Genomic DNA, 25703 nt, shown 5'->3' with positions numbered 1-25703 from the left:
TTCAGGCTCCGGCGCGGGACTTCAGGATGTCGCGGGCGCGTTCGAGGTCGTGCGGGGTGTCGACGCCGAGCGGCACGTCATCGACCACGATGATGTCGATGCGCATGCCGTCCTCGACGGCACGCAATTGCTCCAGCCGCTCGCGCTTCTCCAGCGGCGAAGGCGGCAGGCTGACGAACCGGTCGAGCGCCTTCCGGCGGTAGGTGTAGAGGCCGATATGGTGATAGAGCGGCCCCTCCCCGCCCGGCGCCGTCACCCGGGTAAAGTAGAGCGCGCGCATGCGACCAGGCGAGATCTCGCTGCCGATCGCCTTGACGACGCTCGCTTCGAACTTCTCCTCCTCGCGGGTGATCACCGCCGCGAGCGTGACGATATCGACGGCATCGTCCGCCAGCGGCTCGACCGACGCGGCGATCACGCGAGGGTCGATCGTGGGAAGGTCGCCCTGGACGTTGACGATGACGTCGTAGCGCCCCTCGGGATCGACGATATCGGCGGCTTCCTTGATGCGGTCGGAGCCGGTGTGGTGATCGGCACGGGTCAGCACGGCGCGGCCGCCGGCTTTCTCAATGGCGTCGACGATACGTGGCTCGTCGGTCGCGACCACGGCCTCGCCGACCCCCGATTCCATCGCCCGGCGCCAGACATGCACGATCATCGGCTCGCCCAGGATATCGGCGAGCGGCTTACCGGGCAGGCGTGTCGCCTGCATGCGGGCGGGGATCAGGATGAGCGGCTGGGGCATGGATCAGGAAGGCTCGGGGGCAGGGTCGCCGGATTGCGACGGGAAGCGGCAAAAGGTCTCAAAGCGGAGCGTGCTTATACGAGTTGCAATCAAGCGCGCAAAGCGGTTAAGCAACGGCCGTGTGTCGGCGCTATCAGGCTCCGGCCTAAAGCGCTGTCCGCTTCGCGCGCCGCCTGGCGCCGAGGCCCGAGGGTTTCGATGCGATGAATATCGAGCTGAACAAGATCGCCGGCGCGGGCCTCTCCACGCTGCTCGTGGTGATGGCCCTGAACATGGTCGCGGGCATCGTGTTCGCGCCGCATAAGCCGGCCGTGCCGGGCTTCGACCTGCCGAGCGAGGAGCCCGCGGCCGCCGCCGGCGCCGCCGCCCCGGTGGAGGACGAGCCGATCGCGGTGCGCCTCGCCAAGGCCGACCCGGCCCGTGGCGAGAAGGCTGTCGGCGCCTGCAAGGCCTGCCACACCTTCGACAAGGGCGGCGCCAACAAGGTCGGCCCCCATCTCTTCGGCGTCTATGGCCGCAACGAGGGTTCGGTCGACGGCTTCGGCTACTCGGCCGCGATGAAGGGCCGCAACGACAAGGTCTGGGAGGCCGACGGGCTCGACCACTTCCTGAAGGGGCCGAAGGCTTATGTCCCCGGCACCGCGATGGCCTTCGCCGGCATCAGCAAGGCCGACACGCGTGCCGACGTCATCGCCTATCTGAACACGCTCTCCGATTCGCCGAAGCCGCTGCCGAAGCCCTGATCGCTTCACGCAGCGTCGATCCGACGCATCACGATCAAGCCAGGCCGGGCCGTTCAGCCCGGCTTTTGCTTGTCTGCGCCATGCTGTTGCCGCCAGGATGCCGGCAAATCCCGCAATGACTGGCGCCGCCGGCCGCGTTCGACATAATCGGAGCGCGAATCAGGCGGCGAAACGGACAAAGGAGCATGCGATGCGCATCACCCGCCGCAGATTGCTGGAGGCCGGCGGCGTCGCCCTGGTCGGTGCGAGCCTGCCGCGCTTGAGCGCTCCCGCCTGGGCACAGGAGGGCGAGGTCCACGGTCTCTCGACCTTCGGCGAACTGGCGCTGCCTCCCGACTTCCCGCATTTCGCCTATGTGAACCCGAAGGCGCCGACCGGCGGCTCGATCACGCTTCAGATCAAAACCGCGAGCGGCAACCAGAATTTCGATACGTTCAACACGCTGAACACCTTCGTCATGCAGGGCGACGGCGCCGCCGGCATGGATGCCTGTTTCGACAGCCTGATGTCCGGCTCGGCCGACGAGCCGGGCGCGCTCTACGGCCTGCTGGCGAAGAGCGTGGCGGTCTCGCCGGACAAGCTGACCTATCGCTTCCGGCTTCGGCCCGAGGCCAAGTTCTTTGACGGCAGCCGGGTGACGGCGGCCGATGTCGCCTTCTCCATGAACATCCTGAAGAGCAAGGGCCACCCGTCCTACCGCCTGATGCTGAACGAGCTGGTTTCGGCCAAGGCCGAGGGCGAGGACATCGCCGTGGTCGAGCTTTCGCCGAAGCGCGGCCGCGACCTGCATCTCATCGTCGCCGGCCTGCCGGTCTTCTCCGAGAAATACTGGTCGAACCGCAATTTCGAGGCCTCGACGCTGGAGCCGCCGCTCGGCTCCGGCGCCTACAAGGTCGGTCGCTTCGAGCAGGGCCGCTTCATCGAGTTCGAGCGCCGGCCGGACTATTGGGGCAAGGACCTGCCGGTGAATATCGGCACCAGTAATTTCGACCGGGTGCGCTGGGAGTATTTCCGCGACCGGCAGGTCGCCTTCGAGGCGTTCAAGGCCGGGATCATCACCTTCCAGGAGGAATATACCTCGCGGATCTGGGCGACGGGCTATGACTTCCCCGCCATCAAGGAAGGCAAGGTCAGGAAGGAATCGCTGCCGAGCACCGCGCCGACGCGCTCGCAGGGCTGGTACTTCAACCTGCGCCGCGACGCCTTCAAGGACATCCGTATCCGCGAGGCGCTGAACCTCTGCTTCGACTTCGAATGGACCAACAAGAACATCATCTTCGGTGCCTATACGCGGATGACCTCGTTCTTCGAGAACTCGGACTCGAAGGCCGTCGGCAAGCCTTCGCCCGAGGAACTCGCGTTGCTGGAGCCCTTCCGCGGCAAGGTTTCCGAGGAGGTCTTCGGTGATCCCTGGCTGCCGCCGGTCAGCGACGGCTCGGGCAGCGACCGCGCCTTGATGCGCAAGGCCGACGAGCTCCTGCGTGCCGCCGGCTGCAAGCGCGAGGGCAATGTGCTGAAGCTGCCGGATGGCAAGCCGTTCGAGATCGAGTTCCTCGACTTCCAGACCGCCTTGCAGCCGCATACCCAGCCCTTCCAGGCCAATCTCGGCCGGCTGGGCATTAAGGCGACCTCGCGCATCGTCGATGCCGCGCAATATCAGCGCCGGATGCAGGAATTCGACTTCGACATCGCCAGCCTGGCGCTGGGTGGCTCGGCCATCCCCAGCGACACGCTGCGGATCGTCTATGGCTCGGAAGCCGCGAAGACGCGCGGCTCGCGCAATGTCGCCGGCATCGCCGACCCCGCGGTCGATGCGATGATCGAGCGTATCGGTCAGGCCAAGAGCTATGCCGAGGTCGTGGTCGCGGCCAAGTGCCTCGACCGAGTGCTCCGGGCCGGCCGCTACTGGATCCCGATGTGGTGGAATCCGAACGAGTGGCTGGCCTATTGGGACATGTACGACCGGCCGCAGACCAAGCCGAAATACGGCTCGGGCGCGCCGGGAACCTGGTGGTTCGACGCCGAGAAAGCCAAGCGGATCGGAAAGGCCTGAGCGCGAATGCTGAGCTATATCGCCCGGCGGCTGGCGCTGATGGTGCCGACACTGTTCGGCATCCTGTTGATCTCCTTCGTCATCGTGCAATTCGCGCCGGGCGGGCCGGTCGAGCGCGTCATCGCGCAGCTCCAGGGCCAGGGCGGCAACGCCACCGACCGTGTCGGCGGCTCGAGCAGCGATAGCGGCGCACAGCACGGCGGCGATTCCAACTCGGCCTATCGCGGCGCGCAGGGGCTCGACCCCGCCTTCATCAAGGAGCTCGAGAAGCAGTTCGGCTTCGACAAGCCGGCGCATGAGCGCTTCATCAAGATGCTCGGAGACTATATCCGCTTCGATTTCGGGCGTTCGTATTTCCGCGACGCGCCGGTGCTGCAGCTGATCAAGGAGAAGCTGCCGGTCTCGATCTCGCTCGGCCTGTGGATGACCCTGCTCTCCTATGCGATCTCGATTCCGCTCGGCATCCGCAAGGCGGTCAAGGACGGCTCGCGCTTCGATGTCTGGACGAGCGGCGTCGTCATCATCGGCTATGCGATCCCGGGCTTCCTGTTCGCGATCCTGCTGGTCGTGCTTTTCGCCGGCGGCTCGTTCTGGCAGGTCTTCCCGCTGCGCGGGCTCTATTCCGAGAACTGGAGCGAGCTCAGTCTGTTCGGCAAGATCACCGATTATCTCTGGCACATCGCGCTGCCGATCACGGCCATGGCGCTCGGCGCCTTCGCCACCTCGACGCTGCTGACCAAGAACTCGTTCCTCGACGAGATCCGCAAGCAATATGTCCTGACCGCGCGGATGAAGGGCCTGTCCGAGCGCGGCGTGCTCTATGGCCATGTCTTCCGCAATGCGATGCTGATCGTCATCGCCGGCTTCCCCGGCGCCTTCGTGCACGCGCTCTTCACCGGCTCGCTGCTGATCGAGACGATCTTCTCGCTCGACGGGCTCGGCCTCCTCTCCTTCGAATCGATCGTCAACCGCGACTATCCCGTCGTCTTCGCCAATCTCTACATCTTCTCGCTGATCGGCCTTGTGGTGCACCTCATCACCGACCTGACCTATACCTGGGTCGACCCCCGCATCGATTTCGAGACGCGGGAGGCCTGAGGGATGGATACGCTGATCGACGCCCCGCCGCCGGCCGCAACCAGAACCGCGCTGGCGCCGCCGGAAGCCAAACAGGGCTGGCTCAAGCTTTCGCCGATCAACCGGCGCCGGCTCGACAATTTCAAGGCGAACCGGCGCGGCTGGTGGTCGCTCTGGATCTTCCTCGTCCTGTTCGTCCTCTCGCTCGGCGCCGAGTTCATCGCCAACGACCGGCCCCTGATCGTCCGCTACAAGGGCGAGTGGCTGTTTCCGGTCGCGGTCAATTATCCTGAGGAGAAATTCGGCGGCTTCTACGCCAATACCGACTATCGCGATCCGGTGATCGCGAAGGAGATCGACGCCAACGGCTTCGCGATCTGGCCGCCGATCCGCTATTCCTACAATACGAACAACCGCGATACGCCCACGCCCCTGCCCGCGCCGCCGACCTGGCTGCTCAAGGACGAGCAATGCCGGCCCGTCGCCGAGCGCAGCGGCGGCATGACCTGCCGCGACATCGAATGGAACTGGCTCGGGACCGATGACCAGGGCCGCGACGTGGTGGCGCGGCTGATCTACGGCTTCCGCATCTCCGTGCTGTTCGGGCTGATCCTGGCGACGATCTCCTCGGTGATCGGCATCGCGGCCGGCGCGATCCAGGGCTATTTCGGCGGCTGGACCGACCTGATCTTCCAGCGCGTGATCGAGATCTGGACCGCGATCCCGGCGCTCTACCTGCTGATCATCGTCGCGGCCATCATCACGCCCGGCTTCTTCGTGCTGCTCGGCATCCTCCTGCTGTTCTCCTGGGTGGCGCTGGTCGGCGTGGTCCGCGCCGAATTCCTGCGGGCGCGGAATTTCGAATATGTCCGGGCGGCGCGCGCGCTCGGCCTCTCCAACCGCAAGATCATGGTCAAGCACCTCCTGCCCAACGCGATGGTGGCGACGCTGACCTTCCTGCCCTTCATCCTGAACGGCTCGATCACCACCCTGACCTCGCTCGACTTCCTCGGCTTCGGCCTGCCGCCCGGCTCCCCTTCGCTCGGCGAGCTGCTCGCGCAGGGCAAGGCCAACCTGCAGGCGCCCTGGCTCGGCCTCTCCGGCTTCCTGGTGATCGCGCTGATGCTCTCGCTGCTGATCTTCATCGGCGAGGCGGTGCGTGACGCCTTCGATCCGCGAAAGACGTTTGCGTGAGCGCCCCCCTCCTCTCCGTCCAGGATCTCTCCGTCGCCTTCCGCCAGGGCGGCAAGGAGACGCTCGCGGTCGACAAGGTCTCCTTCCACGTCGCCAAGGGCGAGACGCTGGCGATCGTCGGCGAATCCGGATCGGGCAAGTCGGTCTCGGCGCTCTCGATCCTGAAGCTGTTGAACTACCCGGCAGCGTCCCATCCTTCGGGTACGGTCATGTTCAAGGGACAGGATCTGATCGCCGCCGACGAGGACGCTATGCGGCAGGTCCGCGGCAACGACATCACGATGGTGTTCCAGGAGCCGATGACCTCGCTGAACCCGCTGCATACGATCGTGCAGCAGATCGGCGAAATCCTGGAGCTGCATAAGGGATTGCGTGGTCAGGCGGCCCGCGCCCGCACGCTCGAGCTCCTCGGGCTCGTCGGCATTCGCGACGCCGAGAGCCGGCTCGACGCCTATCCGCACCAGCTCTCCGGTGGCCAGCGCCAGCGCGTCATGATCGCGATGGCGCTCGCCAACGAGCCCGACCTGCTGATCGCCGACGAGCCGACGACGGCGCTCGACGTCACCGTGCAGGCGCAGATCCTGACCTTGTTGAAGGAACTTCAGACACGGCTCGGCATGGCGATGCTGTTCATCACCCATGATCTCGGCATCGTCAGGCGTATCGCCGACCGTGTCTGCGTGATGCTGAAGGGCAAGATCGTCGAGCACGGGCCGGTCGCCGAGATCTTCGGCAATCCGCAGCATGCCTATACCAGGCGCCTGCTCGCGGCCGAGCCCAAGGGCAAGCCGGAACCCGTGGCCGACAGCGCCGCGACCCTGCTCGAAGCCGGGCCGATGAAGATCTGGTTCCCGATCAAGACCGGCTTCCTGCGCCGCACCACCGGGCATGTGAAGGCGGTGGACGGGATCTCGATCAAGGTGCGCGAGGGCGAGACGCTCGGCGTCGTCGGCGAGTCCGGCTCAGGGAAAACCACGCTCGGCCTCGCCATTCTCAGGTTGATCTCCTCGGAAGGGCCGATCGTCTTCCTCGGCGACCGGATCGACGGGCTCAGCAGCAAGGCGGTGCGGCCGAAACGCCGGGATCTCCAGGTCGTCTTCCAGGACCCTTACGGCTCGCTGTCGCCTCGCATGTCGGTGGCCGATATCGTCGAGGAGGGCCTGAGCGTCCAGAACAAGGGCCAGAGCTATGCCCAGCGCCGTGAGGTCGTGGCGCAGGCGCTGGTCGATGTCGGGCTCGATCCGGCGGCGATGGACCGCTACCCGCACGAGTTCTCGGGCGGCCAGCGCCAGCGCATCGCGATCGCGCGCGCCATGGCGCTCAATCCGAAATTCGTGGTGCTGGACGAGCCCACCTCGGCGCTCGACATGTCCGTGCAGGCGCAGATCGTCGAACTGCTGCGCGAGCTCCAGGCGAGGCGCAAGCTCGGCTATCTCTTCATCAGCCACGACCTCAAGGTGGTCAGGGCGCTGTCGCATCGGGTGGTCGTGATGCAGAACGGCAAGGTGGTCGAGGAAGGGCCGGCCGAGGAGATCTTCGCCCGGCCGCGCGAGGCCTATACGCAGGCCCTCCTGGCAGCCGCGCTCAATCTCGAACCGGCAGGCGATGCTGCCGTGAAGGACTGAGATGGCGCGCGCCATCCTGATCGTGCTCGATTCCGTCGGCTGCGGCGGAGCCGAGGATGCGGCGTCCTATGGCGACGCAGGGGCCGACACGCTCGGCCATATCGCCGAGGCCTGCGCCGAGGGCGGGGGTGACCGCGCCGGATTGCGCCAAGGATCGCTCACCCTCCCCAATCTCGTCCGGCTCGGCCTGTCCCAAGCGTGCGAGGCCTCGACCGGCCGGCCTCTGGCCGGTATCGCCAGGCCCGCGCGTCCCGAGGGGCAGTTCGGCTACGGCGTCGAGATCAGCAGGGGCAAGGATACGCCCTCCGGCCATTGGGAGATCGCCGGCTGCCCGGTGCCGTTCCAATGGGGCTATTTCACCGCGCTGGAGAATTCCTTCCCGCCCGATCTGGTGGCGGCGATCATCCGCGAAGGCGGACTGCCCGGCATCCTCGGAAACCAGCATGCCTCGGGCACCGTGATCATCGAGGAACTCGGCGCGGAGCACATCCGGACGGGCAAGCCGATCTGCTACACCTCAGTCGATTCCGTGCTCCAGATCGCCGCGCATGAGGAGCATTTCGGGCTGGAGCGACTCTATGAACTCTGCCGCAGGACGCGCGTGCTGGTCGATCCGCTCCGGATCGGCCGCGTCATCGCCCGGCCCTTCATCGGCGAGGCCGAGACCGGCTTCACCCGCACGGGCAATCGCAAGGATTTCGCCATCCCGCCGCCGGACGAGACGCTCCTCGACCGGCTGGCGGCGCAGGGCCGTGCAGTGATCACCGTCGGCAAGATCGGCGACATCTTCGCCCACCGCGCCACCGGCGAGGAGATCAAGCCCTTTGGCAACGAGGCGATGTTCGAGGCCGCGCTCGAGGCGATCGGTCGGCTGCCTGATGGCGGCTTCTGCTTCGTCAATCTCGTCGATTTCGACACTGAATACGGCCATCGCCGCGACGTGCCCGGCTATGCCGCCGCGCTCGAAGCCTTCGATGCGATGCTGCCGAAGCTGGAGGCCATCCTGAAGCCCGGCGATCTCGCGATCATCACCGCCGACCATGGCAACGATCCGACCTGGCACGGCACCGACCATACCCGCGAGCATGTGCCGATCCTCGCCTTCGGTCCCGGCGTCGCTCCCGGTCCCATTGGCCGGCGCGAGAGCTTCGCCGATATCGCGGCGACGGTCGCGCGCCGGCTCGGCATCGGCAGCGTCGGGCCGGGCCGCGACTGGTAGGATCAGGCGGCCGCGACGCGGTCGCAGAAGGCGGCGAACTCGCGACGGATGCTCTGCGCCTGGGTGACGAGCGCACTCGACGCGCTCTGCAGATGCTCGGCGGCACCATGGGCCCGCTGGGTCGTGCTCTCGAAATGATCGACCACGCCGGCGCTGCGCCGGGCGCCCTCGAACGAGAGCTGGACCTGACGGGCGATCTCAGAAGTCGCGTGACCCTGCTCGTTGACGGCGATGGCGATCGTCTCGGCGACACGCTCGACCTCGCCGATCGAGGTGACGATGTCGCGGATCGCCTTGAGCGAGCGCTGGGAGGCGGTCTGCATCGCGCCGATCTGGCTGGAGACCTCTTCGGTCGCCCGCGCCGTCTGGGCCGAGAGCGTCTTCACCTCGCTGGCGACGACCGCGAAGCCGCGCCCCATCTCTCCGGCGCGCGCCGCCTCAATCGTGGCATTGAGCGCAAGCATGCTGGTTTGCGCCGCGATCCCGCGAATGATCTCGACGACGGCGCCGACATTCTCGCTGCTGCGGACAAGGTCCTCCAGCTCGGCGCTGGCGTTGCGGGCCAGGTCCGCCGCCGCCTTGGACCCTTCGGCCGAGTAGGAGACGTTGCGGCCGATCTCGCCGATCGAGGCGGCGAGCTGGTTGCTGGCGGCGGCAAGGTGATCGATGCCCTGCATCGTCGTATCGGCGGCCTCCGCGACGAGCACGGTCTGGTGCCGCACCTGGTCCGAGGTGCCGGTGAGCTCGCGCGAGCCGCCCTGCATCGCGTCGGCCGATCGGTCGAACACCGCCATGGAATTCTCCATATGGGTGCGGAAACCCGCGACGATCTCGCGTAGGGCCGCAGCACGCACGCTCAGCTCATCGGCAAGGCGCTTCTCCCGCTCGCCGGCGATGCGCTCACGCTCGGCGATGGCCTGCGCCCGCGCCAGGCTCTCGGCATTCATCGTGAACATGCGCTCCATGATGATTGCGATCACGGTCAGGAACGAGGTCTCGATGATGACGATCACGGCATGCAGGAGCACGCGCAGCAGGTTGCCGCCCTGAAAGAAGACCGCTGACGGCACGACATATTGCAGGGTGAGGTGGTGCAGCGCGGTAAGGCCGGCGCCCATCAGGATCGGCCGCCAGTCGCAGAAGCCGGCCAGCAGCGCCAGCACCGCGAAATAGTACATGTGCATGTCCGGCTGCCAGGGATGGCCGGCGAAGCTGTAGACCAGCATCGAGACCTGGCCGATCAGCACGATGGCGATGGCGAGCCGTGTCACCTGCGCCGCGCCGAAGCGGGCATAGAGCAGCAGGGCAGAAGCCGCCATCAGGAAGGCAAAAGCGGCCGGCAGCAGGCTGTCGCCCGCGCGCAGCCAGATGCAGAGGGCCAGCAGCGGCACATGCAGGAAGGCAAGCCCGATCAAGGCGCGTGCGACACCGCGGCGAACGTCGGTCAGGCTCCAGTTCACGGTGACGGCTTCCCTGCTGAATTGTCGTCGAGGCAACCTGCGAGCCCGGCCAGCGCCAGCATCAGCCAGGCGCCATCGGGCCTGGCCGGCTTGGCGGCCCCTTGTGGCGCCGGCGCCGAGATGACGATGAATGGCGCGACGCCGCTGCGAAGCACCGCATGCCCGGCTGCAAGGCTGCGCGCGATCGCCTCGTCCCGCGACAGCCAGGGCGGAAAGACCAGGGCAAGCGGCCGATCGGGCATCTCCGCCCCCGGCAGGCTGGCGATCGCGCCGACGAGCGTCGAGAGCAGGACGAGCGAGACGATCGCCCCATCCCTGACGCGCCGCGCAAGGTTATACCTTGTAAAGGTCAGCCGTAACGCCCGAGCCGGCATGGGGATCGCAGTTTCCCAAAAATGCCAAGCAAGGTCGCGCGGCACTTAACGACTGCATCAGGTCTGTAAAATTTTACTTAACCTGACCAAATCACCTGCCCGGCAGGGTGCAGGAGCGCGTCGCCTCACGGCGCCAATGTACAAATCACCGATTGCAGAGCTCAGGTCTTCAACCTGTCCTTGATCCGCCGCATCAATCCATCACGGACACCGCGATAGGCATCGAGCACTTGCTCGCGCGAGCCCTGCGTCAGGGTCGGGTCGGGCGTCGGCCAATATTCGACCTCCGCGGCAAGCGTGCGGGTCAGATCCAGCGCCTTGTGATGCGCCTCGGGCGAGAGCGAGATGATGAGATCGAAATTCAGCCCCTCCCATTCCTCGAGCTCCTGTACCGATTTCGGACGGTGCTTATGGGCGTCGATGCCGATCTCCTCGAGCACCGCGAGCGCGAAAGGATCGACCTCGCCGCGCCGCGCGCCGGCCGACTGGACATAGATCGAGCGGCCGAAGAAGTGCTTCGCCATCGCCTCCGCCATTGGCGAGCGCACGGCATTATGGGCGCACATGAAGAGCACGCTATGGACCTTGCGCGGCGGCGAAGGCTCCAACGCGATCAGCCCTTCCAATGCAGGGCGTAGATCAGCGTGAAGAGCCGCCGCGCGGTGTCGTGGTCGATCTCGACCTTGCCTGAGAGACGCTCGACCAGGATATGGGCGGCCTCGTCATGCAGTCCGCGCCGGCCCATGTCGATCGCCTCGATCTGCTCGGGCGTCGAGGTGCGGATGGCGGAGTAATAGCTCTCGCAGACCATCTCGTAGTCCTTGATGATGCGCTTGAACGGCGTCAGCGAGAGATGATGGGTGACGACCGGCGCGCCGTCGGACTGCTTGATCTCGAAGACGAGCCGGCGCTCGACCAGGGCGAGATGGACGAGATAGGGCCCGCCCTCGAAATCCGGCAGGAAGAAGCGGTTGCGCTCGACCAGATCATAGATCGCGACGGCGCGCTCATGCTCCTGATCCGGCGCGCCGCGCCCGAGCGAGGCTTCGTCGAGCGTCACACCGATCAGGCAATGGCTGTCCGACATCAGGCCTCCGAGCGCTGAGCGCGGCTCGATTTGCGGCCGCGCACGACAATCCCCGGATTCAGGGATTGAGCCTGATCGTCACGGAACGGCCATGCGCCTGCAAGCCCTCCGCTTCGGCAAGCTGCGTCGCCGCCGGCGCCAAGGCCCGCAAAGCATCCGGGCCGCATTTCAGCAGCGAGGTGCGCTTCATGAAATCGGCCACGCCGAGGCCCGAGGAGAAGCGGGCCGAACGCGCCGTCGGCAGCACATGGTTGGGGCCGCCAACATAATCGCCAATGGCCTCCGGCGTATGGCCGCCGAGGAAGATCGCTCCGGCATTGCGGATCATGCCGGCGAGGCGCTCGGGCTCTGCGGTGACGATCTCGAGATGCTCCGGCGCCAGCCGATCGACCAGCGGGATCGCGCCCTCGAGGCTCTCGACCAGCAGGATCGCGCCGTAATCATCCCAGCTCCTGCCGGCGATCGCGGCGCGCGGCAGCACGGCAAGCTGCGCGGCGACCGCCTTCTCGACTGCGGCGGCGAGCGCGGCATCGTCGGTGACGAGGATCGACTGGGCCGATTCATCATGCTCGGCCTGCGCCAGCAGGTCGGCGGCGATCCAGTCCGGATTGGCGCTGCGATCGGCGATGACCAGCACTTCGGACGGGCCGGCGATCATGTCGATGCCGACCTGGCCGAAGACGCGGCGCTTGGCGGCCGCGACATAGGCATTGCCGGGACCGACGATCTTCGCCACCGGCGCGATGGTCTGCGTGCCATAGGCCAGGGCGGCCACGGCCTGCGCCCCGCCGATGCGATAGACCTCGTCGATGCCGGCGAGCCGGGCCGCGGCCAGAACGAGCGGATTGGTGTCCCCGCGCGGCGTCGGCGCGACCATGACGATGCGGCTGACGCCTGCGACCCTGGCCGGAATGGCGTTCATCAGCACCGAGGACGGATAGCTCGCCGTGCCGCCGGGGACATAGAGGCCAACGGCCTCGATCGCGCTCCAGCGCCAGCCGCTCTCGACGCCCAGCGCATCCATCGACCAGGAATCGGCCGGCTTCAGCCGCAGATGATAGGCCTCGATGCGCGCGCGCGCCGTTTCCAGCGCCCCGAGCAGCTCGGGCGAGCAGGCCGCGACCGCCGCGTCGATCTCGTCTGCACTGACGCGCAAGGTCGCCGGGGTCAGGTCAAGCCTGTCGAAGCGGGAGGTGCAGTCGATCACGGCGCGGTCGCCCTGCGCCTTGACGGCATCGATGATCTCGGCGGCGATGCGGTCGACATCCTCCGAGACCTCGCGCTTGGTGGTCAGCAGCGCGGCGAAGGCGGCATCGAAGCCTGGGTCTCGCTGATCGAGCCTGATCGGCATCGCAAAATCCTGGATCTGGAGCATTTTCTTGACGCGAACCGGTGCCCAGTTCACTCGAAAATGCTCTCGTCTTGAACGCGTTCAGTCGCCGTCCGGATGGCCGGGCGTCGCGACTGCCTCCCAGACCGGGCCGAGATCCTTCATCTGGGCCTCGATGCATTCGACCTCGAGCCGGATCGCAGCCCCATCGGAGAAATGCAAGGTGATCTCGCCGGCGGGCTCATCGCTGCCGGCGAAGGTGATGGCGAGAAGATTGAGGACGATGCCCGTCGCCTTCGGGTCGATCTTGGTGCTTCTCGCCTTGACGACACACTCGAAATGCAGGGCGGCGAGGCGACGGCGCTTATGGCCGAGCTCCGTGCCTTCCCAATCGAAGCGCCGCGCCGCGAGGGCGAAGCGCTTTTCAGCCGGCAAATAGGCAAGATCGCCCACTTGCAGCACCGCATCCTGCAAATGGGCCGAGATGATCGCGAGATCCTCGGAGTCGAGCGCGATCAGCTTGAGCGGTTCTGCGGCATCGTCAGACATGACGCTGTTCTGGCGAGCCGCCCGCCCGACGTCAACCGCTGATGCGCTCGACCTGCGCGCCGCAGCGGCTGAGCTTGGCCTCGAGCGCCTCGAAACCGCGGTCGAGATGGTAGACGCGGTTGATGGTCGTGTCGCCCTCGGCGGCCAGTCCGCCGATGACGAGCGAGACCGAGGCGCGCAGATCGGTCGCCATCACCGGCGCGCCGGTGAGCTTGCCGACGCCGTCGACATAGGCGACATCGCCGTCCAGCCGGATCTTGGCGCCGAGGCGCACCAGTTCCTGAACATGCATGAAGCGGTTCTCGAAAATGGTCTCGCGGATGCGCGAGGTGCCCTTGGCCTTGGTCATCAGCGCCATGAACTGGGCCTGGAGATCGGTGGGGAAGCCGGGGAACGGGTCGGTATCGACATCGACGGCGGCGATGCCGGCGCCGTTGCGGCGCACACGGATGCCTTCATTGGTCTCGGAGATATCGGCGCCGGCCTTGACCAGGACGTCGAGGGCGGCCTGAAGCAGGTCCGGGCGCGCGCCTTCGAGCAGCACGTCGCCGCCGGTCATCGCCACCGCCATCGCATAGGTGCCGGTCTCGATCCGGTCCGGCAGGACGGTGTGATGCGCGCCGCCGAGGCGCGAGACGCCGGTCACGACGATGCGCGAGGTGCCGGCGCCCTCGATCTTGGCGCCCATCTTGGAGAGGCAGGTGGCGAGATCGACCACTTCCGGCTCGCGCGCGGCGTTCTCGATCACCGTTGTGCCCTCGGCCAGGACGGCGCCCATCAGCGCCGTATGCGTGCCGCCGACCGTGACCTTCGGGAAGACGATCTCGGCGCCTTTCAGCCCCTTGGGCGCGCGCGCCAGAGCATAGCCGTTCTCGATGTCGATGGTGGCGCCGAGCTTCTCCAGCGCCATCAGCAGGAGGTCGACCGGGCGCGTGCCGATGGCGCAGCCGCCGGGCAGCGAGATCTTGGCCTCGCCCATGCGAGCCAGGATCGGTGCGATGACCCAGAAGCTGGCGCGCATGGTCGAAACGAGCTCGTAGGGCGCGCAGGTATCGACGATCTGGCGGGCGGTGAGCGAGATGGTCTGGCCGGTCTCGGCCGATTGGCCGATGCGCTTGCCGGCGACCGTGCGGTCGACGCCGTGATTGGAGAGGATGCGCGAGAGCGCCGTGACATCCGAGAGGCGCGGCACATTGACCAGCGTCAGCGTCTCGTCCGTCAGCAGGCTCGCGATCATCAATGGCAACGCGGCATTCTTCGCGCCCGAGATCGGGATCGTACCGTTGAGCTTCTGGCCACCGGTGATGCGGATGCGGTCCATGGCGATGCCTTGCTGAAGGCGCCGGCACGCGGGCCGCGCGGCGCTGAGAAGAAACGGGTTCAGGACCGGGGAGGATCGGCCTGGGCTGGGGGCGCCGCTTGCTCCGCGTCCGCCTCATCCGCCCGGCGAGCGCGCGCCTGCGCCTTGCGGCGTTTCAGGTTCTCGCGCAGGGCAGCGGCAAGGCGCGCCCTCTTCTCGTCATCTGCGGCTTGTTGGCGACTCAAGGCATCAACTCGGCTGTGGCGGTTCAACGCTCCGATCGCGGCAAATTCGCGGCGCATCGTTAGCGCCACGCGACCGCTTGGACAAGTTTTGGCAGGCACATACGCGGGATCGAGGCAATGCTCGCCCTGCGCGCCGTGCCTATCGGGCAGACGATACCGCATGACGGGCGGCGGCTGAAAGCCGGCAAGAGACCCTATCCACGGTATATCAGCCGCATCCCTCTTTTATGCCGTCGGCGACGAAACTGTGCCGCAGCGGGACGCCCGCCCCGAGCGCTCCGCATCCGTCGCGCGCAACAACAACCTGTGCGCGAAGTCGAATTGAGACGATTCGTGTCGCGGCTGCATAATTACGCGCAATTTTAACCAATTAGGGGACGCGGAACGCCAGGTTCGGGGCCGAGGCATGCCGCTTGCCTTTGGCAGCCCATCGCAGCGCCCGCCAGGCCTGACGCACCGCCTCATTGGGATATGAGGCGGGCAACGGCTCATGGCGCGCATTGCGGCGGCAAACGTTAGTGAAATTAACCAATTCCACGGGTTTGCATTTACAGTTCATTAACTTCACCTACCTTGCGGATAGTCCGGATTACGGGGTTTGCGGCATGCTCCAGGCTTATGGTTCGAATACCCGAGCGGCTTCGGCGACCACGCTGGAATGCTGCGAAGTGATCGATGCGATCCGCTACAAGGCCGGTTTCCTGCCCGAGGTGCAGCTCGCCTATGAGGCCGAGATCAAGACGCTATGGGTCACGATCAAGCCGGAGCTGAAGCCGGTCTTCACGTTGCAGTTGTTGGACAGCCTGGTGAAGATCCAGAGCGCCATCGCAACGCTCTGGGGCGCGCCGGACCAGTATCACGGCGCGCCGGTGCGCTTCCTCGCCTTCCGCGGCACGGGGCCGTTCTTCACGCTCGGCGGCGATCTCGACTTCTATCTCGACTGCCTGGCCAAGAACGACCGCGCCGCCCTCGCCGAATATGCCAAGCTCTCGATCGAAGGCGCGGTCTGGAACGCGGGCGGCCTCAACGGACTGGTGATCACGCTCTCGACCATCCACGCCAAGGCGATCGGCGGCGGCATCGATGCGCCGCGCTCTTGCAACATCATGATCGCCGAGGAGCAGGCCTCGTTCGTCTACCCGGAGATCAAGTTCAACCATTTCCCGATCACGGCGGTCGCGATCCTGTCGCGCCGCATGGGTGCACGGGCCGCCGAGCGCATGCTGCTGTCGGGCGAGGAGATGAGCGCGACCGAGTTCATGGAGGCCGGTGGGCTCGAAGCCGTGGTTCCGGAAGGGCGCGGCGAGAGCTGGATCCGCAAATATGCCAGCGAGACATTGCCGGTCCACGCCGCCAAGACCGCCCTGTTCTCGGCCTTCAACCGCCGGGCCGGCGATCTGCGCGAGGAGCTGGAGCATCTCGGCCAGATCTGGACGGATTGCATGCTGCGCCTGAACCCCAGCGCGATCTCGAAGCTGCAGCGCATCGCCCAGACCCAGGACCGGATGCTGGCGCGCGTCTATCAGCGTCCTACCACCCCCGTGCTGGCCGCCTCATAGGATCGCGGCGCCCTCCCGCAGTGCAACCGGAGCCCGGTTGCGCTTCCTCACGAAACATTTACCTGTCCCATCGTAAGGCTTTAGGTGGCGCGGAGTTCGGCGAGTGACACGCCAGCGCCTCCCATAGCCGCGCAAGGCAGGAATGGATGGCGGGCGCTCAGAAAGGCCTTACAGACGGCAGACCGGGCGACATCCGCGAGGAGTTCGACCTGCCGGGCTATCGTCTGCTGGTGAGCTCGCTGTTCTCATCACCAGGCTCCATCATTCCCGGCGGCATCGCCGGCATTCTCACGCCCTATCTGTGCTGGTTGTCGACCGGCATGAGCGAGTTCATGACGCTGACCATCCTCGTGTCGGTGGTCGTGGCGCTCAGGATGATGACGGTCATCACCTATCGCCGGCGTGACCATTCCGAGGACAGCTACGCCGAGACGCGGCGCTGGGACCGTGAGTATTTCCTCGGCGCGACCGTCTTCAGCGCCGTGCTCGGCTATAGCTGCTATATCGCGCTGACCCAGACCGACGACCCCGCCGCGCATATCACCTCGGTCTCATCGACCATCGCGCTGGCCTCGGGCTATGTCGCGCGCAATGCCGGCCGGCCCAAATTCGTCGCGGTCCAGCTGCTGACCTTCTGCATTCCGATGGCGTTCGGGCTGATCCAGGCCCACAACGTCTACTATCAGTATATCGGCTATTTCGCCTTCCTCTATGTGCTGGCCAATATCGCGATCACCAACTCGCTTCATCGCAACCTGCTGGCCTTGAGCGAGGCGACGAAGCAATCGAAAGCGCTGGCTTCCGCGCTGCATTCGCAGAACCTGACGCTCGACGCCGCGCTCAACACGATGATCCAGGGACTGGCGATGTATGACGCCAACCTGAAGCTCGCGGTCTGCAACGCGCCGCACCGCAGCCTTTACGGCATCCCCGACACGCTCGCCCTGCCCGGCACGCCGCTGACCGCGATCGCGCGTTTCCTGATCGAGCGGCAGGTGATCAGCGCCGACCAGGTGCGCGAGACCCGGAAGGTGCTCGGCGAAGTCCAGCAGAGCCAGCAGCCGGCGAGCCGCGAACTCCAGACCCGCGGCGGACGGCTGCTCGTCGTCACCATCGCGCCCGCGGCCGAAGGCGGCGTGCTGATGCTGACCGAGGATGCGACCGAGCGGAAGGCGACCGAGGCGCGCATCGAGCAGATGGCGCGCTTCGACGAATTGACCGGCCTCGCCAACCGCTTCGAGTTCAACACCCGGCTGGCCGAGGCCTTCGACCGGCTGGATCGCACCGGCGAGCCATTCGCGCTGCTCTATATCGATCTCGACGGCTTCAAGCAGGTCAATGACAGCCTGGGCCACGATATCGGCGACAAGGTCCTGATCGAGACGGCCAGCCGCCTGCGCGCAGCCATTCGCGGCGGCGACCTGCTGGCCCGTTTCGGTGGCGACGAGTTCGTGCTGATCCTGCCCTCGGCGAGCCACAGCGTCGTGACCACCATCGCCCAACGCATGATCGACGCAATGTCCCGCGCCTTCCAGCTCGAGACCAAGACGGTCTATGTCACTGCCAGCGTCGGCATCGCGATGGCGCCCCATGATGCCGCCACGCCGGCCGATCTGCTGCGCCATGCCGACACCGCGCTCTACAAGGCCAAGGCGGCCGGGCGGAACACGCTGACCTTCTTCAACCCGGCCATGGCCGAGGAAGCGCTCGACCGGCACGAGATCGAGGTCGACCTGCGCATCGCCTGCGAAGAGAAGGCGCTCGAGCTCTACTATCAGCCGATCATCGACCTGAAGACCCAGGAGGTGGTGACGCGCGAGGCGCTGATGCGCTGGCGCCACCCGACCCGCGGCATGATCCCGCCCGGCGTCTTCATCCCGATCGCCGAGCAGTCCGGCCTGATCGCGGCCATGGGCGACTGGGCGATCAAGCAGGCCTGCAAGGATGCAGCCTCCTGGCCGAGCGATGTCGGCGTCTCCGTCAATATCTCGCCGCTGCAGTTCCGCGAGCCGCGCCGTATCGTCGAGACCGTCAAGGAGGCGCTGATCGCCTCCAGTCTCGGCTCGCACCGGCTGACGCTCGAAGTGACGGAATCGCTCCTGATCGAGGATAACAAGGCGACTCTCGCCGTGATCCACGATCTGCGCGCGCTCGGCGTGAAATTCGCGCTGGACGATTTCGGCACCGGCTATTCCTCGCTCGGCTACCTCTCGACCTATCCGTTCGCGCAGGTGAAGATCGACCAGAGCTTCAGCCGCGACGTCCATGCCAACGAGGCCTCGAAGGCGATCATCGAGGCGGTCTGCCAGCTCGCCCGCCGGCTCTCGATGAATGTCGTCGTCGAAGGCATCGAGACCGAATCGCAGCGCATCGCCGTGCAATTGCTCGGGGCGCACCGGGCGCAGGGCTATCTCTTCGGCCGACCCGAGCCCCTGTCCAACTTCTCCCCCGACAAGGGGCGGCACGTCGCCTGACCAGGTCGCGGCCCGGCGAAGCGCTTTCTCACGCGTTGGTGAGCCGCAGCATCCGCCGGCGCTTCATATCGTGACCGGAAGGTCTTGATTCCGCTGGAATGGCGACGCATCTGCAAGCCTCGTCAGCGTCGTCCGGAAACCGGCCTCCCGCTTCGGCATCGTGCTCTGGAACGCGTTCTGCAGAGGTGGAACCACTTTTGCGATAGAACGCGCTCAAGCGTTTGATTCGGCGGATGGAAAGCGCATCGAGCGGGGAGAAGCAGCGTGACCGACAGCTCCGCGACAGCGCCCAAGCCAGCGCCGCTGACGCCCGATCTCTGCGTGATCGGCGCCGGCCGGGCCGGCCTTGCGCTCGCCTCGGCGGCGGCGGCCTTCGGCGTGCCGACCGTGCTGATCGCACGCGACGGGATGAACGGAACGGGGCATGCCGCCAACCTGTCCGCTACCGCGCTGATCGCGGCCGGCGCGCAGGTGCAGGCAGCCCGCGAGATGGCGCGCTTCGGCATCACGGCCGGCGAGCCGCAGGTGAATTTCGCGCAGGTGCATGATCATATGGCCAGGGCCGCCGCGGTGCTCGCGCCCAATGCCACGGCCGAACGGTTCAAGGCGCTCGGGGTGACGCTGATCGCCGGCGAGGCGCGCTTCCGCGACCGCAATTCCGTGCAGGTCGGCAACCAGGTGATCAAGGCGCGGCGCTTCGCCATCGCCACCGGCTCGCGACCGCTGGCGCCGCCGGTACCCGGGCTGAAGGAGGTTGCGTTCCTCAGCGAGGACACGATCGCGACACTGACGCGCCGGCCCGACCGGCTGATCGTGCTCGGCGGCAAGCCTGCCGGGATCGCGCTGGCCCAGGCGCTGCAACGGCTCGGGAGCGCCGTGACGATCATCGCCGAGCGGGGCCTGTTGCCGGACTGGGATGCGGAAGCAGTCGGGCTCGTGCGCCGCGCCCTGCTGCGCGAAGGCGTCGTGCTGCATGAAGGCACCGAGGTCCTACGCGGCGAGACGCCGAAGGGACGTGTGCGCCTCATCCTGGCCGGCGAGCCGGAACAGGTCGTCGAGGGCACGCATCTCCTGGCCACGGATCGCGAACCCGATATCGCGGCGCTCGACCTGGAGCTCGGCGGCATCACGAGCGATGCGACGGGCATCATCGTCAATGCCGGCCTGCGCACCGGCAATCGCCGGGTCTATGCCATCGGCGCCTGCGCAGGCGGAGCGGCTGGAGGGCTGCGGGAGCCGTCCGTCGCCGACCATCATGCCGGTCTCGTGCTGCGCCGGGCGCTGTTCCGGCAGCCGGCGCGGCTCGGCGCGGCTGCGATCCCGCGCCTCGTCCAGAGCGAGCCCGCCCTCGCAGCCGTGGGCCTGTCCGAGGCCGAGGCGCGCGCGAAGGCAGGCGCGGTCACGGTGCTGCGCTGGCCTTATGCCGAAAACGACAAGGCCCAGGCCGAGCGCAGGACCGAAGGCTTCATCAAGCTCGTGACCGACAAGAGAGGTCGCATCCTCGGCGTGACCATTGTCGGCGCGCAAGCGGGCGAATTGATCACGCCCTGGAGCATCGCGGTGCAGAAGGGGCTCGACGTGAAGGAGATGGCCGGGCTCGTCCTGCCCGCGCCGAGCCTCTCCGAGATATCGGGACGCGCGGCGCTTTCGGCTTTCGCGCCGCTCGCGACGAAGCCCGGCCTGCGCCGGCTCATCGGCTTCCTGCGCCGTTTCGGATAAGCTCCACTCGATGCAGGATCACAACCTCGACACGCATGCGCTTTCGGTGAGCGTCCCGCGCAGCCTGACGCGGCCCGGCCTCTCGGCCAAGCTGCTGATGCTGACCGTGCTCTTCGTCATGCTGGCGCAGGTCCTGATCTATTTCCCGTCCATCGCCAATTTCCGGCGGAACTGGCTGAACGACCGGCTCGCTGCGGCCCAGATCGCAGTGCTCGTCCTGGAAGGCGCGCCAGCCGAAGGCCTGCCCGAGGGCAGCGAGAACCGGCTGCTCAACGGTGTCGGCGCCCGCGCCATCGCGGCCCGCGTCGGCGGCGCACGCCGGCTGCTCAGCCTCGATTCCGTGCCGCATGAGGTCGCCTACACGGTCGATCTGCGTGAGCTGAACTGGATGAGCTCGATCGCCCAGGCGGTGCAGGTCCTCGTCGCACCGGCGCGCGAGATGCCGATCCGCGTCATCGGCGAGGCCGTCGGCGGCGCCGATTTCGTCGAGCTCGTCATCGATGAAGGCCCGCTGCGCCGGGCCATGCTGAAATTCTCGGCGACGCTGCTGCTGATCTCGCTGGTGATCTCGGCACTGACGGCGGTGCTGGTCTATGTCGCGCTGAACTGGCTGATCGTCGGACCGATCCGCCAGCTCGCCGCCAATGTCATGGAGTTCGAGGCCGACCCGGAGAATCCGCACCGAGCCATCACGCCGACGCAGCGCGCCGATGAGATCGGCGAAGCCGAACGGGCGCTCGCCCGCATGCAGCGCACGCTCGCCGGCGAATTGCGCACCAAGAAGCACCTGGCGGAGCTCGGCCTCGCCGTCAGCAAGATCAACCACGACCTGCGCAACATGCTGGCGGCGGCGCAGTTGATGTCCGACCGGCTGACCGAGACGCGCGATCCAAAAATCCGGCGCTTCGCACCGCGCCTGATCGCGACGCTCGATCGCGCCATCGCCTTCTGCCAGGCAACGCTGGCCTATGGCCGCGCGGCCGAGGCGATGCCGGCGCTGCGCGAGGTCCTGCTGCGCCAGCTCGTCGCCGATTCCGGCGAATTGCTCGGGCTCGCCGAGCATCCGGTGGTCGCCTTCGCCAATGACGTCCCGGCCGATGTCTCCCTGCCCTGCGACCCCGACCAGATGGCGCGTGTGCTCCTCAACCTGATGCGCAATTCGGTGCAGGCCCTGACAGAAGCCGGCGCCGAAGCCGGCCGGCGGCCGACACTGACCGTGAAGGCGCAGCATGAAGGCGGCGAGGTCGTGCTGCGCGTCATCGATAACGGCCCCGGCGTGCCGGACCGGGCTCGCGCCAATCTGTTCCAGGCTTTCCGCGGCTCGGTCAGCCCCGGCGGCGCCGGGCTCGGGCTCGCCATCGCGGCCGAACTGGTCAGGCTGCATGGCGGCTCGATCGCGCTCGAGCCTTCGCCGGTCGGCGCCGTGTTCAAGGTCGCGCTGCCGCTGCGGCGAGCCGCGTAAGACGAGCCCTTATCCCTCAGGAGCCGCGGATTGCTGTCTATTGGCTCGCCCAGATTACCCGGGCCATGAAGGCGATCTCGCTGCGGGCCAGCACGCGGTCGGGACGCTCGGGATTGAGTGAGGCGAGCTCGATCGTCTTCGCCGTCTCGCGCTTGAGCTGCTTGGCGAGCACCTCGCCCTCGGTCGTCTTGACCACCACGCGGTCGCCGCGCCTGACCGCAGCGGTCGGCGAGACGATGATGGTGTCGCCGTCACGATAGAGCGGCAGCATCGAATCGCCGGCGATCTCGAGCGCATAGGCCTTTTCGTCCGGTACACCGGGAAAGGCGACCTCGTCCCAGCTCTCGCCGACCGGCAAGCCGCCATCGTCAAAGAAGCCGCCGGAGCCGGCCTGCGCGAATCCGATCAGCGGGATCGTCTGCGCAGGGGCTGCACCACGGCGCATCACGCCGATGAACTCGTCGAGCGAGGCGCCGGTGGCGGCTAGGATCTTGGCGATCGATTCAGTCGAGGGCCAGCGCTCGCGCCCATCCGGCCCGACGCGCTTGGAGCGGTTGAAAGTGGTCGCGTCGAGCCCCGCCTTGCGCGCGAGCCCGGACGGCGTGAAGCCATAGCGCTGGGCCAGAGCGTCGATCGCGCTCCAGATCTGCTCATGGGACAACATCGGAGAGGCCTCGTCCTGACATTGCCGATTCGGCTGGGATAAGATAGGAAATATCCCCTATTCAATAAGATTTCAATCTGATTCTTGGTTTTGGCCTCTCCTCGGGTTTGCCGCTGCGCGATAGTCGGAATGATGGAGTTCCGATTTCGCGCCGCGTGCTCTATGTCGCTTCGACGCCAGCCCGCCGAGGTCCATTTTGCCGCTCATTTACAAGATCTGCCCCGAACCACTCTGGCGTGAGGCCGAGGAGGCCGGGCGCTTTGCCGGCGCGCCGGTCGATCTCGCCGATGGCTTCATCCATTTCTCGACGGGCGCCCAGCTGCGCGAGACGGCGGCAAAGCATTTCGCCGGGCAGGACGGCCTGCTGCTGATCGCAGTGGACGATGCGACGCTCGGGGCGGCGCTGCGCTACGAACCGTCGCGCGGGGGTGCGCTGTTCCCGCATCTCTATGCACCGCTCGACCCGAAGGCCGTGCGCTGGATCGCGCCGCTGCCGCTCGGCCCGGCCGGCCCCCATCTCTTCCCGGAGGACCTCGCGTGATCGGCAGCCTGTTCAACCTCGCCCGGCCGCTGATCCACAAGCTCGACGCCGAGACCGCCCATCGCCTGACCATCGCGGCGCTCGCCGCTGCGCCGGCCCTGAAGCGCGCCACCGACGATCCGGTGCTGGCGACGGAGGCCTTCGGCCTTTCATTCCCCAATCCCGTCGGGCTCGCGGCCGGATTCGACAAGCATGCCGAGGCGATCGACGGCACGCTCGCGCTCGGCTTCGGCTTCGTCGAGGTCGGCGGCGTGACGCCGCTGCCGCAGCCCGGCAATGCCCGCCCCCGCGTCTTCCGCCTGCCGGAGGACGAGGCGGTGATCAATCGTTACGGTCTCAACAGCGACGGCATGGAAGAAATCGCCGCCAGGCTCGCGGCACGGCGTCGGCGCGGCGGGCTCGTCGGCGTCAATCTCGGCGCCAACAAGGACTCGGCCGATCGCGCCGCCGATTACGCCATCCTCACGCGGCGGCTCGCCCCGCTCGCCGATTTCCTGACGGTGAACATCTCCTCGCCGAATACGCCGGGCCTGCGCGACCTCCAGGCCGAATCCGTGCTCGACGACCTGATCGCTCGCGCCCTCGCCGCTCGCGACGAGGCGGCGGCGGGCGGCAAGCCGACGCCGATCCTGCTCAAGATCGCGCCCGACCTGACCTTACCGGAGCTCGACGGCATCGTCGCGGTGGCGCGCCGGCGCCGGATCGACGGCATGATCGTCTCCAATACCACGATCGCCCGGCCGGAGAGCCTGCGGAACGCCGCTAAGGCCGAGACCGGCGGGCTGTCCGGCCGGCCGCTGTTCAAGCCCTCGACCATCATCCTGGCCGAGACCTTCCGCCGCGTCGAAGGCCAGTTCCCGCTGGTCGGCGTCGGCGGCATCGATTCGGCGGCAACGGCCTTCGCCAAGATCCGCGCCGGGGCGAGCCTGGTCCAGTTCTATTCGGCGCTGGTGTTCAAGGGACCGGGACTGGTCCGCGAGATCAAGGCGGGCCTGGCGGGCCAGGCGCGCCGCGCCGGGCTGACGCGGCTCAGCGCGCTCGTCGGCCGCGATGCCGAGGCGATCGCAAGCGGCGAACTGGGCTGAAGTCGTATGCGCATCTGATGATCATCAGGCGCGCTCCGGAGAGGATCCTGCCTCCCCGGAGCCGCCGGGATGATCAGGTCACCGGCGAGCCTCGATGATCAGGTTGAACGGCGTCTCGCCCGCCCGGCGCACCGTGCCGAGCCCGGCCGAGGTCAGGATCGCCTCGAGCTGGCCGGGACCCGCCTGGGCGCCGAGAACATGGGTGCCCTTCTCCGAGATCGCGTGGGCGCAACACATCGTGGTTGATCCGGCGTAGTAGAGCCGGCCGATCGGATTGATATTCTCCTCGACGCGATCTCCGGCGAAGGGCTCGATCAGCATGAGGGTGCCGTCATCCGCCATCGCGTTTGCGGCATAGCGCACCGCCTCGACCGGCCGGCCCATGTCGTGCAGGCAGTCGAAGAAGCAGACGAGATCGTAGCCGCGCCTGGCATAGCTATCCGCCTTCTCGATCTCGAAGCTGACGCGATCCTCGACCCCTGCCGCCAAGGCCACGCGGCGGGCGATCTCGATCGATCCCTCATGCGTGTCGAAGCCCCAGAACCGGCTCTCCGGAAAGGCCTTGGCCAGCAGCACGGTCGAGTGTCCGTGGCCGCAGCCGATATCGGCGACGGTCGCGCCCTTCTCGAGCTTGTCCGTCACGCCCGAGAGCATCGGCAGCCAGTCCTTGACGAGGCTCGCGCTATAGGCGTTCCGGTAGAATGCCGCGATGCCGCAGAAGAGCCGCTCGTCATGCTCGCCCCAGCTGACGCCTTCGCCGGTCCTGAAGGCGGCGAGCGTCTTGGCCTCGTCGGCCCACATCGAGGCGACGATCTGCCAGGCATGCGGCAGGAAGACCGGACTTAGCTCATCGGCGAGGACGGTGGCCTGTTCCGGCGTCAGCTCATAGGTCCGGGAGGCGGCGTGATAGTCGATATAGCCGCCGGCCACCTGCGAATTGAGCCATTCGCGGACATAGCGCTCGGCGCAGCCGCTGCGCCTGGCGACCTCCTGCGAGCTCACGGGCCCGGCGCCGGCCATCGCCTTGTAGAGCCCGAGCCTGTCGCCGAGCCCCACCATGACACCGCCATAGCCGGCGGAAATCTCTCCGATCAGGCGCCCGACGAGCGTGTCGAGCTTTTGTTGATCGATGGTCATTGTTCACTCCGTCCTTGCGTTTCCGCACCCATTGCGCCGAACTCGGGCGAAAGATGGCGAG

The 25703-nt window shown here is 67.0% G+C and carries 22 protein-coding genes; 12 read left to right on the top strand and 10 right to left on the bottom strand.

Going from position 1 to position 25703, the window contains the following annotated elements; all coding sequences use genetic code 11:
• Window position 1: 1 nt before the first annotated feature.
• Window positions 2-745 carry a 3-deoxy-manno-octulosonate cytidylyltransferase gene (locus EV560_RS33425; RefSeq protein WP_131860191.1) on the bottom strand — a complete coding sequence of 248 codons (744 nt, stop codon included), beginning with the start codon at window positions 743-745 and terminating at the stop codon, window positions 2-4.
• Between the two features lie 203 nt (window positions 746-948).
• On the opposite strand from EV560_RS33425, the gene EV560_RS33420 reads away from it, so the two are divergent.
• The 6 genes from EV560_RS33420 to EV560_RS33395 all read left to right on the top strand — a co-directional run bounded on the left by EV560_RS33420 (window position 949) and on the right by EV560_RS33395 (window position 8656).
• A complete protein-coding gene (locus EV560_RS33420; protein ID WP_131860190.1) occupies window positions 949-1488 on the top strand; it encodes a c-type cytochrome in 540 nt (179 codons plus the stop codon).
• 190 nt (window positions 1489-1678) lie between these two features.
• Complete coding sequence (locus tag EV560_RS33415) at window positions 1679-3541, top strand: extracellular solute-binding protein (protein ID WP_131860189.1); 1863 nt, start codon at window positions 1679-1681, stop codon at window positions 3539-3541.
• A 6-nt stretch (window positions 3542-3547) separates the two neighbouring features.
• Window positions 3548-4639 carry a microcin C ABC transporter permease YejB gene (locus EV560_RS33410; RefSeq protein ID WP_131860188.1) on the top strand — a complete coding sequence of 364 codons (1092 nt, stop codon included), beginning with the start codon at window positions 3548-3550 and terminating at the stop codon, window positions 4637-4639.
• Between the two features lie 3 nt (window positions 4640-4642).
• Complete coding sequence (locus EV560_RS33405) at window positions 4643-5812, top strand: ABC transporter permease (RefSeq protein WP_131860187.1); 1170 nt, start codon at window positions 4643-4645, stop codon at window positions 5810-5812.
• Window positions 5809-7437 (top strand): ABC transporter ATP-binding protein, encoded by a 1629-nt coding sequence (locus tag EV560_RS33400; protein ID WP_131860186.1) that lies wholly within the window; start codon window positions 5809-5811, stop codon window positions 7435-7437. Before EV560_RS33405 ends, EV560_RS33400 begins: the two co-directional genes overlap by 4 nt.
• A 1-nt stretch (window position 7438) precedes the next feature.
• On the top strand, window positions 7439-8656 hold the full coding sequence (locus tag EV560_RS33395) for a phosphopentomutase (protein ID WP_131860185.1): 1218 nt from the start codon (window positions 7439-7441) through the stop codon (window positions 8654-8656).
• Between the two features lie 2 nt (window positions 8657-8658).
• Here the strand turns inward: EV560_RS33395 and EV560_RS33390 are convergent, their stop codons facing one another.
• The 7 genes from EV560_RS33390 to murA form a co-directional block, all read right to left on the bottom strand.
• Window positions 8659-10116: a methyl-accepting chemotaxis protein gene (locus tag EV560_RS33390; protein WP_131860184.1), complete on the bottom strand. Its 1458-nt coding sequence runs from the start codon at window positions 10114-10116 to the stop codon at window positions 8659-8661.
• On the bottom strand, window positions 10113-10490 hold the full coding sequence (locus EV560_RS33385; RefSeq protein WP_131860183.1) for a hypothetical protein: 378 nt from the start codon (window positions 10488-10490) through the stop codon (window positions 10113-10115). Before EV560_RS33385 ends, EV560_RS33390 begins: the two co-directional genes overlap by 4 nt.
• Window positions 10491-10651: 161 nt before the next feature.
• Window positions 10652-11056 carry an arsenate reductase ArsC gene (locus tag EV560_RS33380; RefSeq protein WP_131860304.1) on the bottom strand — a complete coding sequence of 135 codons (405 nt, stop codon included), beginning with the start codon at window positions 11054-11056 and terminating at the stop codon, window positions 10652-10654.
• 47 nt (window positions 11057-11103) lie between these two features.
• Window positions 11104-11577 (bottom strand): UPF0262 family protein, encoded by a 474-nt coding sequence (locus tag EV560_RS33375; RefSeq protein WP_131860182.1) that lies wholly within the window; start codon window positions 11575-11577, stop codon window positions 11104-11106.
• 58 nt (window positions 11578-11635) lie between these two features.
• Window positions 11636-12928, bottom strand: coding sequence for a histidinol dehydrogenase (gene hisD / locus EV560_RS33370; RefSeq protein WP_131860181.1), 1293 nt, complete (start codon window positions 12926-12928; stop codon window positions 11636-11638).
• 81 nt (window positions 12929-13009) lie between these two features.
• Entirely contained in the window at window positions 13010-13456 is a 447-nt protein-coding gene (locus EV560_RS33365; RefSeq protein ID WP_131860180.1) for a DUF2948 family protein, read from the bottom strand.
• Between the two features lie 31 nt (window positions 13457-13487).
• Window positions 13488-14777, bottom strand: a complete 1290-nt coding sequence (murA, locus tag EV560_RS33360; RefSeq protein WP_131860179.1) for a UDP-N-acetylglucosamine 1-carboxyvinyltransferase — start codon at window positions 14775-14777, stop codon at window positions 13488-13490.
• Between the two features lie 829 nt (window positions 14778-15606).
• Here murA and EV560_RS33350 point away from each other — a divergent pair.
• The 4 genes from EV560_RS33350 (at window position 15607) to EV560_RS33335 (ending at window position 22215) form a co-directional block, all read left to right on the top strand.
• Complete coding sequence (locus EV560_RS33350; protein WP_131860177.1) at window positions 15607-16560, top strand: enoyl-CoA hydratase-related protein; 954 nt, start codon at window positions 15607-15609, stop codon at window positions 16558-16560.
• 146 nt (window positions 16561-16706) lie between these two features.
• Window positions 16707-19034, top strand: coding sequence for a putative bifunctional diguanylate cyclase/phosphodiesterase (locus tag EV560_RS33345; protein ID WP_131860176.1), 2328 nt, complete (start codon window positions 16707-16709; stop codon window positions 19032-19034).
• A gap of 264 nt (window positions 19035-19298) precedes the next feature.
• Window positions 19299-20753 carry a dihydrolipoyl dehydrogenase family protein gene (locus EV560_RS33340; RefSeq protein ID WP_248312336.1) on the top strand — a complete coding sequence of 485 codons (1455 nt, stop codon included), beginning with the start codon at window positions 19299-19301 and terminating at the stop codon, window positions 20751-20753.
• 10 nt (window positions 20754-20763) lie between these two features.
• Entirely contained in the window at window positions 20764-22215 is a 1452-nt protein-coding gene (locus EV560_RS33335) for a sensor histidine kinase (protein ID WP_131860175.1), read from the top strand.
• Between the two features lie 37 nt (window positions 22216-22252).
• Here the strand turns inward: EV560_RS33335 and EV560_RS33330 are convergent, their stop codons facing one another.
• Window positions 22253-22879: a S24 family peptidase gene (locus EV560_RS33330; protein ID WP_131860174.1), complete on the bottom strand. Its 627-nt coding sequence runs from the start codon at window positions 22877-22879 to the stop codon at window positions 22253-22255.
• Between the two features lie 193 nt (window positions 22880-23072).
• Between EV560_RS33330 and EV560_RS33325 the strand changes: the two genes are divergently transcribed.
• Both EV560_RS33325 and EV560_RS33320 read left to right on the top strand, forming a co-directional pair.
• The gene (locus tag EV560_RS33325) at window positions 23073-23420 is read left to right on the top strand and encodes a DUF952 domain-containing protein (protein ID WP_207908181.1); all 348 of its coding nucleotides are present in this window, start codon (window positions 23073-23075) and stop codon (window positions 23418-23420) included.
• Window positions 23417-24505, top strand: coding sequence for a quinone-dependent dihydroorotate dehydrogenase (locus tag EV560_RS33320; protein WP_131860172.1), 1089 nt, complete (start codon window positions 23417-23419; stop codon window positions 24503-24505). The genes EV560_RS33325 and EV560_RS33320 overlap by 4 nt, the downstream gene beginning before the upstream one ends.
• 78 nt (window positions 24506-24583) lie before the next feature.
• On the opposite strand, the gene EV560_RS33315 is transcribed toward EV560_RS33320, so the two are convergent.
• Window positions 24584-25642, bottom strand: a complete 1059-nt coding sequence (locus tag EV560_RS33315) for a class I SAM-dependent methyltransferase (RefSeq protein WP_131860171.1) — start codon at window positions 25640-25642, stop codon at window positions 24584-24586.
• Window positions 25643-25703: the final 61 nt, after the last annotated feature.

Origin of the sequence: Allobosea sp. BK604 (assembly GCF_004341515.1) — a bacterium.
Classification (GTDB): Bacteria; Pseudomonadota; Alphaproteobacteria; order Rhizobiales; family Beijerinckiaceae; genus Allobosea.
This window is presented reverse-complemented; position numbering and strand designations above follow the sequence as displayed.

What these genes read in the sequence shown, in the direction of transcription:
- EV560_RS33335 (WP_131860175.1), top strand. Translation starts at nt 20,764, where the DNA reads ATGCAGGATCACAACCTCGACACGCATGCGCTTTCGGTGAGCGTCCCG.
- hisD (WP_131860181.1), bottom strand. Translation starts at nt 12,928, where the DNA reads ATGCCGATCAGGCTCGATCAGCGAGACCCAGGCTTCGATGCCGCCTTC.
- EV560_RS33420 (WP_131860190.1), top strand. Translation starts at nt 949, where the DNA reads ATGAATATCGAGCTGAACAAGATCGCCGGCGCGGGCCTCTCCACGCTG.
- EV560_RS33345 (WP_131860176.1), top strand. Translation starts at nt 16,707, where the DNA reads ATGGCGGGCGCTCAGAAAGGCCTTACAGACGGCAGACCGGGCGACATC.
- EV560_RS33415 (WP_131860189.1), top strand. Translation starts at nt 1,679, where the DNA reads ATGCGCATCACCCGCCGCAGATTGCTGGAGGCCGGCGGCGTCGCCCTG.
- EV560_RS33330 (WP_131860174.1), bottom strand. Translation starts at nt 22,879, where the DNA reads ATGTTGTCCCATGAGCAGATCTGGAGCGCGATCGACGCTCTGGCCCAG.
- EV560_RS33380 (WP_131860304.1), bottom strand. Translation starts at nt 11,056, where the DNA reads ATGTGCGCCCATAATGCCGTGCGCTCGCCAATGGCGGAGGCGATGGCG.
- EV560_RS33365 (WP_131860180.1), bottom strand. Translation starts at nt 13,456, where the DNA reads ATGTCTGACGATGCCGCAGAACCGCTCAAGCTGATCGCGCTCGACTCC.
- EV560_RS33375 (WP_131860182.1), bottom strand. Translation starts at nt 11,577, where the DNA reads ATGTCGGACAGCCATTGCCTGATCGGTGTGACGCTCGACGAAGCCTCG.
- EV560_RS33395 (WP_131860185.1), top strand. Translation starts at nt 7,439, where the DNA reads ATGGCGCGCGCCATCCTGATCGTGCTCGATTCCGTCGGCTGCGGCGGA.
- EV560_RS33350 (WP_131860177.1), top strand. Translation starts at nt 15,607, where the DNA reads ATGCTCCAGGCTTATGGTTCGAATACCCGAGCGGCTTCGGCGACCACG.
- EV560_RS33385 (WP_131860183.1), bottom strand. Translation starts at nt 10,490, where the DNA reads ATGCCGGCTCGGGCGTTACGGCTGACCTTTACAAGGTATAACCTTGCG.
- EV560_RS33315 (WP_131860171.1), bottom strand. Translation starts at nt 25,642, where the DNA reads ATGACCATCGATCAACAAAAGCTCGACACGCTCGTCGGGCGCCTGATC.
- murA (WP_131860179.1), bottom strand. Translation starts at nt 14,777, where the DNA reads ATGGACCGCATCCGCATCACCGGTGGCCAGAAGCTCAACGGTACGATC.
- EV560_RS33405 (WP_131860187.1), top strand. Translation starts at nt 4,643, where the DNA reads ATGGATACGCTGATCGACGCCCCGCCGCCGGCCGCAACCAGAACCGCG.
- EV560_RS33425 (WP_131860191.1), bottom strand. Translation starts at nt 745, where the DNA reads ATGCCCCAGCCGCTCATCCTGATCCCCGCCCGCATGCAGGCGACACGC.
- EV560_RS33410 (WP_131860188.1), top strand. Translation starts at nt 3,548, where the DNA reads ATGCTGAGCTATATCGCCCGGCGGCTGGCGCTGATGGTGCCGACACTG.